At 52.2% G+C, this 14,971-nt stretch carries 11 protein-coding genes and 1 pseudogene; 7 read left to right on the top strand and 5 right to left on the bottom strand.

The window, feature by feature from the left end:
* Nucleotides 1-220: 220 nt before the first annotated feature.
* Complete coding sequence (locus tag L9059_RS16315; protein WP_247292019.1) at nucleotides 221-1,192, bottom strand: sensor domain-containing diguanylate cyclase; 972 nt, start codon at nucleotides 1,190-1,192, stop codon at nucleotides 221-223.
* Nucleotides 1,193-2,320: 1,128 nt separating this feature from the next.
* On the opposite strand from L9059_RS16315, the gene L9059_RS16305 reads away from it, so the two are divergent.
* On the top strand, nucleotides 2,321-3,880 hold the full coding sequence (locus tag L9059_RS16305; RefSeq protein WP_247292060.1) for a GGDEF domain-containing protein: 1,560 nt from the start codon (nucleotides 2,321-2,323) through the stop codon (nucleotides 3,878-3,880).
* A 29-nt stretch (nucleotides 3,881-3,909) separates the two neighbouring features.
* Here L9059_RS16305 and L9059_RS16300 read toward each other — a convergent pair.
* Nucleotides 3,910-4,277, bottom strand: a pseudogene (locus L9059_RS16300) (hypothetical protein).
* Between the two features lie 458 nt (nucleotides 4,278-4,735).
* Here L9059_RS16300 and L9059_RS16295 point away from each other — a divergent pair.
* From L9059_RS16295 to L9059_RS16285, 3 genes are all read left to right on the top strand, one after another.
* On the top strand, nucleotides 4,736-5,071 hold the full coding sequence (locus L9059_RS16295) for a hypothetical protein (protein WP_247292017.1): 336 nt from the start codon (nucleotides 4,736-4,738) through the stop codon (nucleotides 5,069-5,071).
* 972 nt (nucleotides 5,072-6,043) lie between these two features.
* Nucleotides 6,044-6,856, top strand: coding sequence for an alpha/beta fold hydrolase (locus L9059_RS16290; RefSeq protein WP_247292016.1), 813 nt, complete (start codon nucleotides 6,044-6,046; stop codon nucleotides 6,854-6,856).
* The gene (locus L9059_RS16285) at nucleotides 6,856-8,367 is read left to right on the top strand and encodes a sensor histidine kinase (protein WP_247292015.1); all 1,512 of its coding nucleotides are present in this window, start codon (nucleotides 6,856-6,858) and stop codon (nucleotides 8,365-8,367) included. The genes L9059_RS16290 and L9059_RS16285 overlap by 1 nt, the downstream gene beginning before the upstream one ends.
* 77 nt (nucleotides 8,368-8,444) lie before the next feature.
* Here the strand turns inward: L9059_RS16285 and L9059_RS16280 are convergent, their stop codons facing one another.
* Nucleotides 8,445-8,693, bottom strand: coding sequence for a DUF6555 family protein (locus L9059_RS16280; RefSeq protein ID WP_247292014.1), 249 nt, complete (start codon nucleotides 8,691-8,693; stop codon nucleotides 8,445-8,447).
* Nucleotides 8,694-8,994: 301 nt separating this feature from the next.
* On the opposite strand from L9059_RS16280, the gene L9059_RS16275 reads away from it, so the two are divergent.
* Complete coding sequence (locus L9059_RS16275) at nucleotides 8,995-9,288, top strand: DUF1652 domain-containing protein (RefSeq protein WP_428480276.1); 294 nt, start codon at nucleotides 8,995-8,997, stop codon at nucleotides 9,286-9,288.
* Nucleotides 9,289-9,636: 348 nt separating this feature from the next.
* Here the strand turns inward: L9059_RS16275 and L9059_RS16270 are convergent, their stop codons facing one another.
* Nucleotides 9,637-10,047, bottom strand: a complete 411-nt coding sequence (locus L9059_RS16270) for a response regulator (protein WP_247292013.1) — start codon at nucleotides 10,045-10,047, stop codon at nucleotides 9,637-9,639.
* Between the two features lie 1,159 nt (nucleotides 10,048-11,206).
* Here L9059_RS16270 and L9059_RS16265 point away from each other — a divergent pair.
* Both L9059_RS16265 and L9059_RS16260 read left to right on the top strand, forming a co-directional pair.
* Entirely contained in the window at nucleotides 11,207-11,779 is a 573-nt protein-coding gene (locus L9059_RS16265) for a DUF6436 domain-containing protein (protein WP_247292012.1), read from the top strand.
* Nucleotides 11,780-11,933: 154 nt separating this feature from the next.
* Nucleotides 11,934-13,433: a methyl-accepting chemotaxis protein gene (locus L9059_RS16260; RefSeq protein ID WP_247292011.1), complete on the top strand. Its 1,500-nt coding sequence runs from the start codon at nucleotides 11,934-11,936 to the stop codon at nucleotides 13,431-13,433.
* Nucleotides 13,434-14,089: 656 nt separating this feature from the next.
* Here L9059_RS16260 and L9059_RS16255 read toward each other — a convergent pair.
* Nucleotides 14,090-14,962 carry a LysR family transcriptional regulator gene (locus L9059_RS16255; protein WP_247292010.1) on the bottom strand — a complete coding sequence of 291 codons (873 nt, stop codon included), beginning with the start codon at nucleotides 14,960-14,962 and terminating at the stop codon, nucleotides 14,090-14,092.
* Nucleotides 14,963-14,971: the final 9 nt, after the last annotated feature.

Here is a 14,971-nt window from a genome sequence, read left to right as displayed (position 1 = left end):
CTAAAGGGTCAAAGTAGTCGAGACTTGGTGAATAGGAGTTATTTTGAAATGCTACGGCAGCATTTAGCCCCCTGCGAAATCAAACACTCGTCACTGCACGCCATGGACACTCCACAGTTCAATTCCTAGTCCTAGCTTTAATTAATAGTCTCAGGTTGTTCTGACTTTTTCAGACGCTTCTCCTCGTACATTTGTACGTCAGCGAGGGTCAAAGCCGAGGCTATGTCGTTCCTGGCGTTAGCCATGCCATCCCCAATGAGGCTCTAACACCCGACTGATGTAGCGCCTGCGTGACCCTTTCACGAAGCGCTTCGCCACCAGCTTTATCGCAGTTGACGCCTATGATTGCGAACTCATCCCCACCGAGTCTTGCGACGATATCATCTGTTCGAGAAGCTTGAGTAAGCGTATCGGCTGCACACCTTATCAGCTCATCACCTGCTGCGTGCCCGTTGCTATCATTTACAAGCTTTAGATCGTCCAGATCAATCACTACCACTGCTGATGACTTTCCGTAACGGCGATTCCGGCCATCCTCAGATGCGACTAACTGCTCCCAGCCTGCGCGATTGTAAAGCCCCGTCAGTGCATCGCTTAGCGCCTGCGCCTCGAATCGCTCGGCTCTGCTTGACTCGTTATCAGCTTTTAACTCCATCTGCAAAATCTTGCTGAGCATCATGCCAATCATTTCCATGAGCTCTTGATCTTCTTGGATGTTCACGGGTTGAGGCTTCGGATCAACGGCGCATAACGTGCCGAACAGGGAACCATCGGACAAAAGGAGCGGGACGCCGATGTAGGCGCGGATTGGTAATTTTTTGCTAATTGGCGCCGAAGAGTAAGCAGCTACCAATTCTGAGTCTGGTGCAATGCGAGGGCCGTTGCCCTTTACCATTTCACTACAAAACGAATCACTCCAGCTAAAGAGCTGTCCAGGATGGACGTCATAGCTTTGGTCTTCACAATGCAATACCGTCCAGTCGTCATTTTCGGTGCGAGTTATCATCCACAAATCGAATCCTAGCCGGCGCCGTAAAAATGCTAGAGCCTCACGAGCCGCATCCTCAAAATCACTCATGTTCTGCTCCGACGTAAAAATCTCTAAAGGGCGGCGTAAAGGAAACATCGCAGCACCGCTGCCCGAGCCTGCATTTGCATGTTTCAAATGCGCTCGGCGAGCGAGCGATGCCATCTCACGTTCTTACGCTGATCTTAGCAAAAAAGGCATAGGCGGCTCCCGCCCTCTTTTTCTTCAATTTTGATGAATGTCGACGACTACGCTGATCGCCGCTAAAACTGCCTAGAGGAAAACTGCGTGGAATAAGCGAATATCAACTCCGGTTTTGTAGCGCACTAGGTGCACTGCCAAGCTAGCGAGCGTGCATGCCATAGACACCAGAAAGACGCCTCATTTGAAGCGGAAGGAGGCGAGTGCCGTCGCTATGGCGATCAGAGAAAAGGGCCAGTCTAGATCCTCGCTGCCCCCCCCTCGGCCAAGGGTAGCCTTCTGGCCACGTCACCTACCTGAACGGTAATGGGCCGGCGAACACACTTTCCGAACTCCAGGTTTAAGCGCATTGGTGTCCAACTCTTCGGGTCATATCACATTTTAGGTGGACACCATTGCCCTAAACTACGACGTCAGGGTGGCGTGCTTGCCGCATGCTTACGTTGTAAACCAGGGTGATGCGTTGGTAACTGGCCAAAACTCCGGCCTGGAGCAGCAGAAAACCCCAGTAGCGGGAATTGAAGGGGTATGCGTTTTCTGTGGAGGTTCTTGTCAGCTTTTGCGCATCACGTCCAGCGTTCCGGCTCGTCATCGGAAACTCACGAAGATCACTTGCTGTAGTGGCTCATAGCCGCTAATAGTAATGGGGAGCTTCAAGAGGATTTGAAAATGAATTCCAGATTTGTTGTGGTTCCTGCAGTTCCTATCGAAACGGGGTCTGTGCGCAACGGAACACGCTTCTACTGTGAAACCGTAAGTGCGGGCTTCAACATTTACGACAATGCTGAGAAATTGCGTTCAAAGGTTACCTATCAGACGCGGGCAGAAGCTGATGGTGAATGCCAGCGTCTCAACCTAGAGTGGGTAGAACCCGTCCTCACACTACAGAGATGCAGGCCACGTCAACGAAGTTGATTCACGCTTCCGAATAGAGTCCAAAGAAATCCATGTGACGGCCCTCGGGTCGGCAAAACTGAGTTCTGATTGCTGGTTCTCCCTCCAGCTCCGAACTCCAATTTTACTCCTACGTGAGCTGACTCTTGAAAGTAGGACAAGGCGTATGCACGCTCTGCGCATTGGGAAATCAGAATGATGTTGACTCAGCGGCGCAGGTCTTTGGTTGGGTTTATTTTTTTTGCTGTGAGCCTGGTTATTTTTTCGGCTTGGCTTCTGCTGAAGTTCGAGACTCAACGCAGAGAGCAACGCTTCTCGGAATACGTGCAAAATATTTCCGGAGTCGTCAGCGATCAGCTTCATACCAACGAAGCTGTGCTTGCAGGGTTTTCAGCATTTCTCCAAGCCGTCGATCAGAGCGACACGGATGCTGCCGCCCGTTACGCGGCAGCCGTCCTATCAGCTTATCCACATATCTACATGCTTGAGGCCGCCCGGGCCGTTCCTTTGGCCGAGCAGGACGCCTTTGAAGATCTATTGCGGCGAACATGGAGGCCAGACTTTGAGCTGAAAGACTTTCCGAGCCTCACTCAGCAGGCTAGCCAATCTCAGGCATTTCTCAATGAGACGTGGCCGGTGTTGTTTATGTACCCGCTACTCCCGGAATCCAGCTCAATCTATGGCGTAAGGCTGGAAACCGTAGCCTACCTCTCCTATGCACTGGCACGAACCCACAGCAGCCAGAAGCCCGTTGTGTCCCCTGTGTTCGCGATGTACGAAGGTGGTAATGCTTACATACTGATGCAGTCGATCAGTCGGCCAGAGCAGGTCAGACTGAACACTCGTCCCAATTTTTTTGGCAGCACGATGGTGACTTTACTGTTGGTCAAAACGAACTCGCTACTCGATGCCGTGACCAACGCGAACGTAGACCCCTTGGTTCACATAAGAGCCATCCTGAAGACCATTGCTGGGTCTGAAAGTGAAGTGTTTTCCACGGATACCGAGCAAGCAAGTTTTCTGGATCGCCTGCTGTTGCCGCGCCAAGTCAGTCGAGTCGAGATCAGTAATACTTCGCAACCGATCACACTGATGTTTGAGCGTCAGTTGCGTGTAGAGGATGTTTTGACGGCGGAAACATTGATTATCCTCGTGGTTCTGGCAGGTGCACTCGTACTGATGCCGCTTGTTTTAATTCGGCATTTCCAGGCGATTGAAAGGGCAGAGGTCGAACACGAGCGCTCGGCCTATCTCGCAACCCATGACGTGCTTACTCAATTGCCAAATCGCTACTTATTCTCCGAACGTTTTGATCAGGTTTATGCCGAATGGCAAGTGAAGGGTATTCCCTTTGCGGTGCTATTAATCGACCTGGATTACTTCAAGGAAATTAACGACAAGTACGGCCATGAGGTCGGCGACCAGATTCTTCGAGTGGTTGCAGACCGCATGCTTGCGGCTACCCGTTCGTGTGACACCGTCGCACGCTATGGCGGCGATGAATTCGTGGCCTTGATCACAGATCTCAGGAGTCCAGAAGGTGCAGAAATGAAGGCCACGAGGATGCTAGAAACTATCGCGCAGCCGGTCGTCACGACCATAGGCGAGGTACCACTCTCGTGCAGCATCGGAGTTTCGATCTGTCCTCTCCATGGGCAGAGCTTGGACACGTTGCTAAAAGAAGCGGATCAGGCCATGTATGGCGTTAAGCAACTGGGGCGGATGGGGATTGCAATGACTAAGAAGCGTGCGATATGAGCTCGCTCTCATGAAATATCTTCGCGTTCTTACCCTGGTGCGAACATGCTGGCGATGATACGGGCATCCAAGAGAGCGTGATGTGGAAGCGGTACCCCATCGTTTATAACCCTCAGAGTGGTAGCATCAACAGGGTGATTTCGGACATTTCTGGGCCATTTCCCATCGTCATACGCCAGTTCACAGAAAAGCTCCCAGTCGTACTGTGGGGCGTCTGTGACAATCTCCAGGGCTTCGTCGAACGACGTGAGAAACTCGAACAGCGCTGACCTTGCGCCAATGATGGGTAGTGCATAGCTTCCACCCCAGAGCTGCGGAATGACGGTCTTGACGACGAAGTCGCGGCAATCTCTGCCGCCGAGAGCTGGGTAAATTCGCAATCAAGAAAGAGCCGCATGCCGTTAGGACTCCGTAATGACTAGGGATCGTCTGGATATGTCGTAGGAAGCTCTGCTATGGGAGACGGCCCTTGAGTATTTTGGAAGACGGGCTGCTCCAAATGGTAGTAGAGATGTGAGGTAGCGCAGCCCCTCCGTCTAGACCAGTCGTTGAAAACTTGTCCACCGACAGGCTGAGTCAGAAGCCTGCAAATGCTGAAAATCGACCAAGAGCGATTGGGCGATTTTCAGATCGAAGGCCCGTTCATGAAACGGTTAAGCTGTACGCACGTCATGCAAGTGATTTAGCTGATGGGCTTATCACACAACTTCCGAAGGAAAGGCTTTCGCGAGCTTTGAGGGGTTCTCGGATCGAAATCGAACTGGGGATGTGACGCCTAGCAGTCCCCCATGACACCGGTAAGTAACAATCCTAGTAAAATTTGTCGAGCTAAGTGCCGCTCCTTTGAGATGTCCTATGAACTCTGAGTTAACTGAAGAAGAAATGCGTCGTGCCCTGTTCGGTACCGATGAGCCCGAAGTGCGGGTTTCTGCCGCTCCGGTGCAGGAGCCTGCGCCCGAGGTTGTCCTTACCAAGCCTGCTGTAGCACCCACCGTCAAGAAAGTAATTACGAAAGCGTTTACGCCTAGGCTTAGGGTCACGCTCCGGGTTGGCAATGAATATGAGGGGAAGATGCATGAGTTGATTCACGAGGCCGACACGTTGAGCTCGTTGCTTGCGGAGCAAGAGGCCGTGAAAGCTGCCAGGAAGAAGTACAAGTATGTGGAATTAGTCTCAGTCAAATCTATGTAGACGCACCAGCTTCCTCGGTTAGCGGTTGATCACACATCCATCAGGATCATCGAGTATGGTGCCTGCAGCTAGCGGCTGTGAACCGAGTCGCTTGGCGACGGCGGGTGTTTTGGCGCCACAAGGCTTTCACCCTTCCGGGCGCGCATATCCATCGGCTCTGTAGCGAGCCAGATGGAATCGTTGCAGAAGGTATCGAAGAAAAGTCGCACAGGCGGCAGCATGTTCAGTGGGCCAATTAACTTTGACGGTGCAGCGCGGTTGCTGTATTCCAACGCAGATATTCGATGCTGCATGATGGGAATTTGTCCCGGCCAGCAGCAAGGCTGTCGGAATAAATGCAGGTGGCAGCGCCGGACTGTTCTGCGCATGCAGCCGAATCCATTTGTGGACTAGGTTTGCGTTGAGGCTCTGGCTGAGAGTGATGCTGGCAACCGAAGCGCCGGGTTGGGCACACTCTTGAATGACCTGGGCCTTGAAAGACTTGGAATTAGAAAGGCGTGTTGGCTGCATGAAATACCCGCTTAAAAGGCTAGAGCGGCGCCCTTTTAAATTGAAGTGCACACCATGTCTTGGCATTGCGAAGCTGGGTAGATAACTTGGCCGGACGCATACACTCAACAAGCCACGCTTCATTGCGGCCGCAGCGCTGAATTCTTACTACTGCTTGCAATGGAATGGAGCACACGGATGGTTTGAGACGTTGCAAATCTTCTAAAAGTAAGCATTTGATTTACCAGGTGGAATTTATCGTAAGCACATTGGTCTGACTTTTACTTACGTTTCCGCTCACCCACTCAAATCTCGAAACATAGCAATCGATGCGAGAACGCAGGGTGGAGAGATTGCCGATTGGTTTCGCTCGTTATCGGTTAATTTGCCGCAGCCGAGCTGAGCGCCGACCGCCAGTGGATGACCTACACTGCTAGACTCGCTCCAACCGGATTCCATGTGTGATCAGCGCAGGAGGCTTAAATGTCTGTCCTAATTCGCAACAATGTACGCGTCCAAGGTTCAGGCCCTGCCACTCTAGTTTTTGCGCACGGTTTTGGGTGTGATCAGAATATGTGGAGATTGGTCGAGCCGGCATTTCGCGAAAGCTTTCAGACGATTCTTTTTGACGTTGTAGGTTGTGGGAAGTCAGACCTCTCAGCCTACGAGGTTGTGAGGTACTCATCACTGAAAGGGTACGCGCAGGACATCGTGGAAATTATTGAGGAGTTTGCGGACGGCCCGGTCATATTTGTTGGGCATTCTGTCAGTGCTATGGCTGGAGTAATCGCTGCAAACATGCGTCCTGACCTTGTCGGGGCTCACGTCATGGTTGGGCCTTCACCGTCGTATTTCAACGATGGGGAGTATTTTGGAGGGTTCAGCCGGGAGGACATCAACTCGCTTCTGGAGACTTTGGAAAGCAACTACCTTGGTTGGTCGAGTTCCATGGCTCCCGCCATCATGGGCGCGCCTGGACAACCACACCTTGGCGTCGAGTTGACTAATAGTTTCTGCCAGACAGATCCAGACATTGCAAAGCGATTCGCGAGGGTGACATTCCTTTCGGACAATCGTAATGATGTCGCCAAGCTGCAGGCGCCAGCACTGATTATTCAGTCGTCCGAGGACATCATCGCGCCTGTAGAGGTTGGTCAATACCTCCATAAGGTGATCCCAAATAATCGACTTGAGGTGATTGAAAACGTGGGTCACTGTCCGCACCTCAGTGCACCTGATCTCTGCATCAATGCGATCCAAAGCTTTATTGAAAGGCGTTCAGAGTCGAATTGCTGATGCAAGCTGATGCCGACTCGCTTCCTGGCGCTGACTCACTTTATGAGCACGCTCCCTGTGCGCTGATCATCACGAGCAAGGCTGGCGTAATCCTCCGGGCGAATACCACTTTTTGCGAATGGTTGGGCTACCCGAAAGACCAGCTAATTGGCCATCGTAAACTGCAAGAATTGCTTACCATCGGAGGACGAATTTTTCATCAAACTCATTGGATTCCTTTATTGGAGATGCAGGGTTCCATTTCCGAGGTGAAGCTCGAGTTCGCAACGTCTGACGGAAAAAAAGTGCCGATGATTCTCAACGTGATAAGGAGAGAGCACTCGGGTGGCACCTTCGACGAGGTTTCGGCATTTGTGGTAATCGAGAGACACCGATTTGAGCAAGAAGTATTGATTTCAAAGAGGCAGGCAGAGGATTCACTCGAAGCACACTTAGCGCTCCAGCGCGATCTTTCGGTGGCCGATGCCAGGTTGCGGATTGCGTTAGAGTCTGCCCATATGCATGTCTGGGATGTCGACCCTGTGACACGCGAGCGCCGGTACGACGATAGCGTCGCGCGCCTGCTTGGTTACCCATCAAGCCAGTTTGTTTCCGCAGCCGCTTACTCAAGCTTCCTTGAGCCCCAAGACCAGCAGAGGGAAGCCGAACTTTTTTCGGCGGCTCTCGAGTCGGTAGCTAAGGAGTATCGCTGTATTTACCGATTGAACGGAATTGACGGCGTTCAGCGTACTGTGCTCTCGACTGGTCGCGGCGCATTCGATCCCGATCACAAGCTTGTGCAGTTTGTTGGCATCCTTCATGACATTACCGACGTAAAACGTGAGCAAGCTACGGCTGAAGACCGCGCCCTTTTTTCCGAGCAAATGATTGGGATCGTAAGTCACGATCTGCGTAATCCTCTCTCGGTGATATCAATGGTCACGGAAATGCTTGATCGCCCTGGACTGACGTCGAAGCAGCAAATATTTGTTCGTCACGCTCAGGAAGCGGCGCAAAGAGCGCGCAGGCTCATCAACGATTTGTTGGATTTCACGCAAGCGCGAATAGGGCGTGGTATCGGAACTACGAAAGCGACCACCGATCTGCATATGCTCATTGCAGGAACTGTCGAGCAACTCAGAATCGTTTATCCCAAACGAGAGCTTGTCCATTCAACACATGGCAATGGCTTATGTATCGCGGACGGCGATAGGATTGCGCAATTGGCAGGTAACCTAATTTCTAACGCAGTCACTTACGGCGCGGAAGATCGTCCCGTGACAGTTACATCCTCCATTACGGCGCTGGGCTTCGAGTTGATGGTGCACAACTGGGGTAAACCGATTCCTCCAGACTTCCTTGCCACTGTCTTCAGTCCAATGACTCGCGGTGTCAACCTCCCGCAAGACACCCGTAGCGTAGGTCTAGGGCTTTTCATCGTCAGCGAAATCGTGAAGGCACACGGCGGCACGGTTTCAGTTACCTCCAAAATTGATGTAGGGACAACATTCAAAGCTACTTTTCCGTTGTGAAGGGGGTAAGTCAGAGAACTCCGAGATCAAATCTCAGCGGTCACAGTCACCCGCTATTTGCGCCGTCTGGGCGATGTTCAAGTCTCTGTCCAATCAAGAGCAGCCGTTTCGCGCCATTTCACTTCTGTCACTCCGTATCGCTCGGCTTGAGGTTTCGAAACGACCTTCAACGGAGGTCTACCAGGTTTAGGGATGGGCGCTAGGCCGGCGTCGCAGCTTGCCCAATGCCAGGCATCCACATTGCGCATTGTTTTGGCGCGAATTACGAATGACTTTGGCTTCCCGTGCAGCTTGTACTCGATGACAAAAATATCTGTTTGGCTCATGAATTCCTCCTTACGCTCATAGGCAAAAGAGTGGTGCTCTCAGAAGAAATTCCAACGTTTTTCACTTTTTCTTTGAGCGCGTTTTTTAGCCTGGGTTTTCCGCGTCCGAAATCGCCTCGTTTTTTGGAGTACGCCCCGAACAGCCGCGAAATAGAAGAGTCAGAGCGATGCCCACTTTTTTCAAGAATGCGTTTGTAGTGCACACAAGCAGGTGCAACGTTTCAGCGGAGTGAGCCTGAAATGCCTTGTCGAATAATGCTCCTCTGAATCTTTGACTACTTCCACATTTGGACAACAATCAATGAACACAGCCCATAGGACGACCATGATGATTTCCGCTCTTGAGCTCCGACATATCATTGAGTGCGGTTTCCTGCCTCTGTCCTGCTCTTGCACCCTGAACGTGGATGGTTCGCTGATGATCAAGGTCACCGAACCCTCTTCAGGTAGCGTTGAGCTCTTGGTCACGGGTGTGTCGACGGCCCCACTTACTTCGAGTCGTGCGATTGCCAATCTGATAGGCGAGCTTCGCAGTGAGATGACTGCGCGCAAAGCTAGTTTCAAATCGAGCGAGTGCAGAGCCCCGGGGCATTGAGCGGATGCGGGAGGGTTAGCCTAACAGGCTACCTTTGATGTCAAACTGATATCGGCTCATGCTAGGGCTTCATTCTTCAGCGAGCCGGTCTCGTGTTCTCCGGTAGAACCCAGCAGCTTGAGCAAGCACTTACATCGGCCATCGCATCAGCCGCAGAGATGGGTGTTAGCTGTGATGCTTTATGCGCAGAAGTGGTCGGTGGCTTGATGGCAGATCGTTACCCGCAGTGGTCACTCACGCAGCATAAACACGGCGCCGCTGATGAGGTAGAGGAAGCATTGACCACGCTTTTGCTGAGGGACGTGATTAAGCCTAGCCCAGCCTACCTGGCATCTCCGATGCCGTTGATCAGCCTTTGCGGATCGGAATGCCAGGCTGTAACAGAGTCGCGATAGCTAAAACGAAATCATCCAACGACCATGGCTTGTGCAGATAAATGCTAGATGCTGGGACAGCTTCAAGATCTATCAGATATCCAGAGGTTAGGATTGCCCCAATGGAAGGCCATCGACTCCTTACCATTTCGATAAATTCGATGCCTTGGATTTGGCCAGGTAGGCCGTGGTCTGCGATCACTAGACGACACTGCTCATGAGTCTGAAGCAGAAAGGTCAGTGCATCATCTGCTGTGCCGAATGAGATCGCCTTTCCTCCTACTTCCGATACGATTTCCTCCATCAGCGCTCGCAGAGTTGGATCGTCTTCTATGACAATGACCGAACCCTCGATTGGCCGAAAACCTTCCCATTTGACGATCACTCAAAGAATCCTTAGCCGGGCATAGGAGGCCAGCGTTTGATGAGTCAGTGTTTCAGTATATTCGCGTCTCAGCATTCTGTGGTTTTTAGTGCACTGCGTTTGATGATACCGCGATGAATTGTCTGATATGTATTGGGAAGACTCAGCGCTTTCAGTGCTCTGGCCCATAGGAAAGAGAAAGATCGCCCGGACTGGGGACGCTACCTAGTTTTGGACACGCTCATACTGGCTTTGCAGAGTCAGATCTTCGGCGTCACCAAAGCCAGGGGTTGGCTCAAAAGGCGGCGATTGGAAAGTGGAATAGCGGGAAGGGCACTGGAATGAAAGCAGGTTGCAGCGCCATGGTTTTGTTCGTGTGTACCCTAATCCATTTATGGACGAGGTTCGCGTTAAGGCTGTGCTTCTGCGCGATGCTCGCAATCGATGCCCCGGGCTGGGCGCACTCTTGTAACCGTCCGGGCAACACACCTTCCTGATGCCATCGCTTTTGGCGTGGGGGCGGGAGGGTGAGTTGGCCGGTTTGTGATTATCTGCCCGCCACGTGGCTTTCTTCACAAGCAAAAAGCCGGCTCTGTGCGAGCCGGTAAGCGTTAGTTATTCGTTTTAAGCTGCGGGCTTGAGCACTACCTTCGTCCAGCCATTATCACGTGCGTCGAAATGCTTATATGCATCCGGCCCCTCAGCGAGCTTGAGGCGATGAGAGATGTAGTACACCGCAAGCTTCTGATCAAGCTGTCCAAGACGAGCGTCGTAGGTTTGCTTGCCATGCTGCGTGGTTTGATCAAACCAACAAAACGATTCGGCAAGCAAAACTGATGGAGTTTCTAGACCCGGTTCTAGGGGAGGCGAACTACTGCAGTCATGCAGTCGCCAAGAAGGTCTTCAATCACGCCGATTTAGCCATCAGGATCCAATCCCGTGCCCAGCGAGCTTGGCGGCTCACGCCCCGCAATCGCTCATCGGGTTAGTCGTTAACATAGATTTATTGATCAATTGAGTTCAATATCGGCCGCAATACACCGAAGTAATCATCCCCTCTCCACGCTCAGCAAGCATGCGAGCTTTAGGCTTGTCTTCGTGACCTGTGTGGCGCAGTGATGAGTCTCCAGCTGTCGAGTCAGCTTTGATATTTTATGCTTATGAAGAGCAAATACTGCCAATGACTCGCCTGAACCGCAAAAAACTGCAGGCCAGCCTGCTGATCACGTTATGGGCAGTTGCCATGGTAGTCGCTTACTGGTGGTACGAAGCCCGATACCTGCGCAGTTTCATTGCGCAAAATGTGCTGTTTGACGGTGAGCAACTACGCTTGCCTGATGAACTGGCTGGCCCAGGCCCGATTCGACTGGTGCATTTCTGGGATCCCTCCTGCCCGTGCAGTGTCGCTAGCCAGCAGCACTTGATCGCGCTGATCGAGCGCTATAGCCAACAAGGTGTGAGTTTTTATGTAGTGCAAGCGCCCGGTAGCCAAGGCCATTTACCTGAAGCGATGGCAATCCTGCAAACCATAGCAACTTTGAGCGGGAGCGATAAAATCCCCTCAAGCCCTGCAGTGGCGATCTGGGATCGTTCAGGCAAGCTATCCTATTTCGGCCCCTATAGCGAAGGCGCCTCCTGCACCTCCAGTAACAGCTTTATCGAGCCTATCCTCGACGCCCTGAGTTCTGGTCGAACGGTCAACGCAAGCAACATGCTGGCCGTAAGCTGTTTCTGCGACTGGCCGCAAGACTGACGGCGCAAGCTTGCACAGCATTATCGAATTATGCTCATTTCTGAATTGAGCTTGCCGATACAGTCATTCTGAGGTGTTATCGCAATCCTAACGTTTTCAACAAAATGAATTACCGCACTCTCCATAAATGTAATCAACTCTTGAGCGTCTCGCCATGCCTGCTAACCTTCCGCTCCTTCAGCAGCACTACAAAAAAGCAGACCGCATCATGCTGGGTGTGCTGTGGCTGATGTTGATCTACTCACTCGGCCTCGCGTTTTGGCATGGCACGTGGGGGCAAGCTTTGCTGGTTGGTGGTAGTACAGCTGTGGTGATGAGTGTTCTTAATCAACTCATCAGCGGTCAACGCTTGCTGCGTTGCGTTATGGGCGCGGCGTTTATGGTGATGGCAGCCCTGCACATCAACCAGTCCCGTGGCATGTTGGAAATGCACTTCAGCATCTTCGTGCTACTGGCCTTCTTAGTGTATTACCGCGACTGGCTGCCGATCGTTGTCGCCGCGTTGGTGATTGCCATGCATCACTTAAGTTTTTTTGCCTTGCAAGCTCAAGGTGTTGATGTAGTTGTACTCACGAGTGCCAGCTGGCCGATTATTTTCCTTCATGCGCTATACGTCATCGCAGAAAGCGCAATTTTGATCTATTTAGCGGTGCAAGCCCACGCGGAAGCGGTTGAAAGCGCGGCGCTGATGCAAGCTGCTAAGAAACTCACTGAGAAAGCTGATGAAATTGACCTCAGCTACCGCAGTGTTGCCCAAGGAAAAGTAAGCCAAGGCTTCAACCACTTCCTCAGTACCCTTGACGAGTTGGTCGGGGAAGTGATAAGAGATACTCAAAGTCTTAAAAATATGGGTGACAGCCTGCAGCAGGCCACCGGTCACCTGAGCGCCGGCGCAGAACACCAGCAAGGCGAAATTATCTACATGAGCTCAGCTATGCTGCAGATGAGTACCGCTATTGATGAAGTGGCTGAACATGCCGATGGCGCAGCGAAGGCAGCACAAAACGCCAATCAGCAGGCTGCCGAGGGTAGCCGTTCGGTCAACCATGTGCGTAGCAATATCGGCAAACTAGCTCTACAAATCGGCGTGACTGAAATCGAGATTTTGGCGTTGGCCGAAAAATCCCAGCAAATCGGCAAGGTGCTGGAAGTTATCCGCTCGATTGCGGATCAAACCAACCTGCTGGCCCTAAACGCTGCTATTGAAGCAGCACGCGCTGGCGAGCATGGTCGTGGTTTTGCTGTCGTGGCTGACGAGGTGCGTAATCTAGCGCAGAAAACTGCATTGTCCACCGCTGAAATAGAACAAATCATCAGCGACCTACAACAAGGTAGCCGCCAAGCGGCGGTTGCCATGCAGGAAAGCCAAGACAGCGTTCGCACCTGCGTAAAAGACAGTCAGACCACTGCCGAAATACTCGGCGCAGTAGCAAAAGACATCAGCGCAATTACTCGAATGAACGAGCTAATTGCCGCCGCTACCCACGAGCAAGCCTCTACCAGTGCGGAAGTCAGTCAGCATCTGCATAGCGTGCAGCTAGTGGCCCAAAAAGCCCTCGGCGACGCGACCAAGCTTAATAAAGATGGCCAGCGCCTCAACCAACTAGCCGAACGGTTGAGCAATTTGAGTGGTCGCTTCCGTATCAGCCGCTAGTGCGACAAGGGTAATCGTGTCCGGTTAACAATAGTCGGACATTGCCCCGGATTGGGACTGGGACTTTCTCTGTTAGCTCGCGTATGTGGATCACCAATGGCCAAGTCATGTGGCTAAAGGCCTACCAACCTGATCCACTTGTTAAGTCATTTTGAGGCCGCCGGAATTGGTAAAATAACAGTCCCCGAGCTTTCTCATCACGCCTTGCTCGATGCCCGGCTTTTAGCTGAGCGATATCATCACTTGGCAGCAATCTACAAGCAGGTTGGGAAACGGGGGGTATTTCCCTTGGCTCGAACTGGGCGCCGCAACCTGCCGAGTTGATGGTACACACCGGTGGCCGCTCGGCCCAAACTTCGTCGTCGTGTCAAAATTCCAGTTAGGTTGTTCAGGCTCTCGAGCAAATAGGAAAATGTGCGATGAACCAATACTACGAGGCGCTGGTGTTTAGTGCGTAGCGGGCATTATTTCAGTCGCAAGGCACGATCTCATCTATAGGAGCCCGCAGAATTGAGAAAAAATCGTACGCTGAGCTCTGAATCTCAGGCTGGGGAGTAGCGGAACAGGCAATGCACTTAAGCCAACTCCCTGTTTCTGAATTAGATCATGAGTGCGCCAATACTGTAAGTTCACCATGCACAGCGTTTCTTTCAAACTTAATGAATTTTTAATAACTCGTTGAGGATACTTAAACTGAAATGCCGCTGCTGGGTGACGGCGAAAAATTGTTCAACAATCTCCGGTATTTCCAAATATAGCTGTAGAGCACCACTGCGTAGTTCATCCTGCACTACTACCGCTGGCAGTAGTGCTACGTCGCCGGAGTCGCGAGCAAGCAGGCGCAGCATGGCCATGTCGTCCACCTCTGCACAGATGGTCGCGCGTACTTCGTGGCTATCGCAGTACAACTCAAATTGACTGCGAATGTCGCTGCTGCGGCCGGGCAAAATCAGGCGGACATGCTGAAGGTCACGGCGCAGGTCAAAAGGCGGCTGCCCGTCCCGGGGCGGGCCAACCAGGCAGACAGATTGGCGATCCAATAGTTGGCAACGCCACGAGCGATGCGCATCCGAGCTTACCGGTGTGTTGGTGAGGACTACATCAAGCTTGTGTAACACCAGCCGCTCCAACAGCTCTCCCAAACTGCCCGACTCTAGGGTGATGTGAACATCGTTTCTACCGAGGAATGGCCGCAGTAGGTTCTCTTGAAAATTTCGGGAAAGGGTAGCAACGGCGCCAATGCGTAGCTGCTGATTGGCCTGTTGGCCCCCCTGCAGTGTCATCTGTAGCTCGTTGCCTAGCGCAAAAATACTTTCGGCGTAATCCAGAACCAAGCGACCTGCTTCAGTGAGCAGAAGGCTGCGACCTGAGCGGATGAATAGTGCATAGCCGAGCTGATCTTCCAAGGCGCGAATCTGTGTCGACAGTGCCGACTGGGCGACATGCAGTGATTGAGCTGCTCGGGTCAGGTTGCCTTCTTTGGCAACGGCCCAGAAGTAATGCAGATGATGAAAGTTCAGGCGACGCATGATTCGTTC

This window comes from Pseudomonas violetae (assembly GCF_023072615.1).
GTDB lineage: Bacteria > Pseudomonadota > Gammaproteobacteria > Pseudomonadales > Pseudomonadaceae > Aquipseudomonas > Aquipseudomonas violetae.
The sequence above is the reverse complement of the archived record's forward strand: the minus strand, read 5'-3'. Positions and strand labels throughout refer to the sequence as shown.

Bases quoted from the DNA above. Each gene is read 5' to 3' on its own strand.
- L9059_RS16315 (WP_247292019.1), bottom strand. From the start codon at position 1,192: ATGGCATCGCTCGCTCGCCGAGCGCATTTGAAACATGCAAATGCAGGC.
- L9059_RS16305 (WP_247292060.1), top strand. From the start codon at position 2,321: ATGTTGACTCAGCGGCGCAGGTCTTTGGTTGGGTTTATTTTTTTTGCT.
- L9059_RS16295 (WP_247292017.1), top strand. From the start codon at position 4,736: ATGAACTCTGAGTTAACTGAAGAAGAAATGCGTCGTGCCCTGTTCGGT.
- L9059_RS16290 (WP_247292016.1), top strand. From the start codon at position 6,044: ATGTCTGTCCTAATTCGCAACAATGTACGCGTCCAAGGTTCAGGCCCT.
- L9059_RS16285 (WP_247292015.1), top strand. From the start codon at position 6,856: ATGCAAGCTGATGCCGACTCGCTTCCTGGCGCTGACTCACTTTATGAG.
- L9059_RS16280 (WP_247292014.1), bottom strand. From the start codon at position 8,693: ATGAGCCAAACAGATATTTTTGTCATCGAGTACAAGCTGCACGGGAAG.
- L9059_RS16275 (WP_428480276.1), top strand. From the start codon at position 8,995: ATGAACACAGCCCATAGGACGACCATGATGATTTCCGCTCTTGAGCTC.
- L9059_RS16265 (WP_247292012.1), top strand. From the start codon at position 11,207: ATGACTCGCCTGAACCGCAAAAAACTGCAGGCCAGCCTGCTGATCACG.
- L9059_RS16260 (WP_247292011.1), top strand. From the start codon at position 11,934: ATGCCTGCTAACCTTCCGCTCCTTCAGCAGCACTACAAAAAAGCAGAC.
- L9059_RS16255 (WP_247292010.1), bottom strand. From the start codon at position 14,962: ATGCGTCGCCTGAACTTTCATCATCTGCATTACTTCTGGGCCGTTGCC.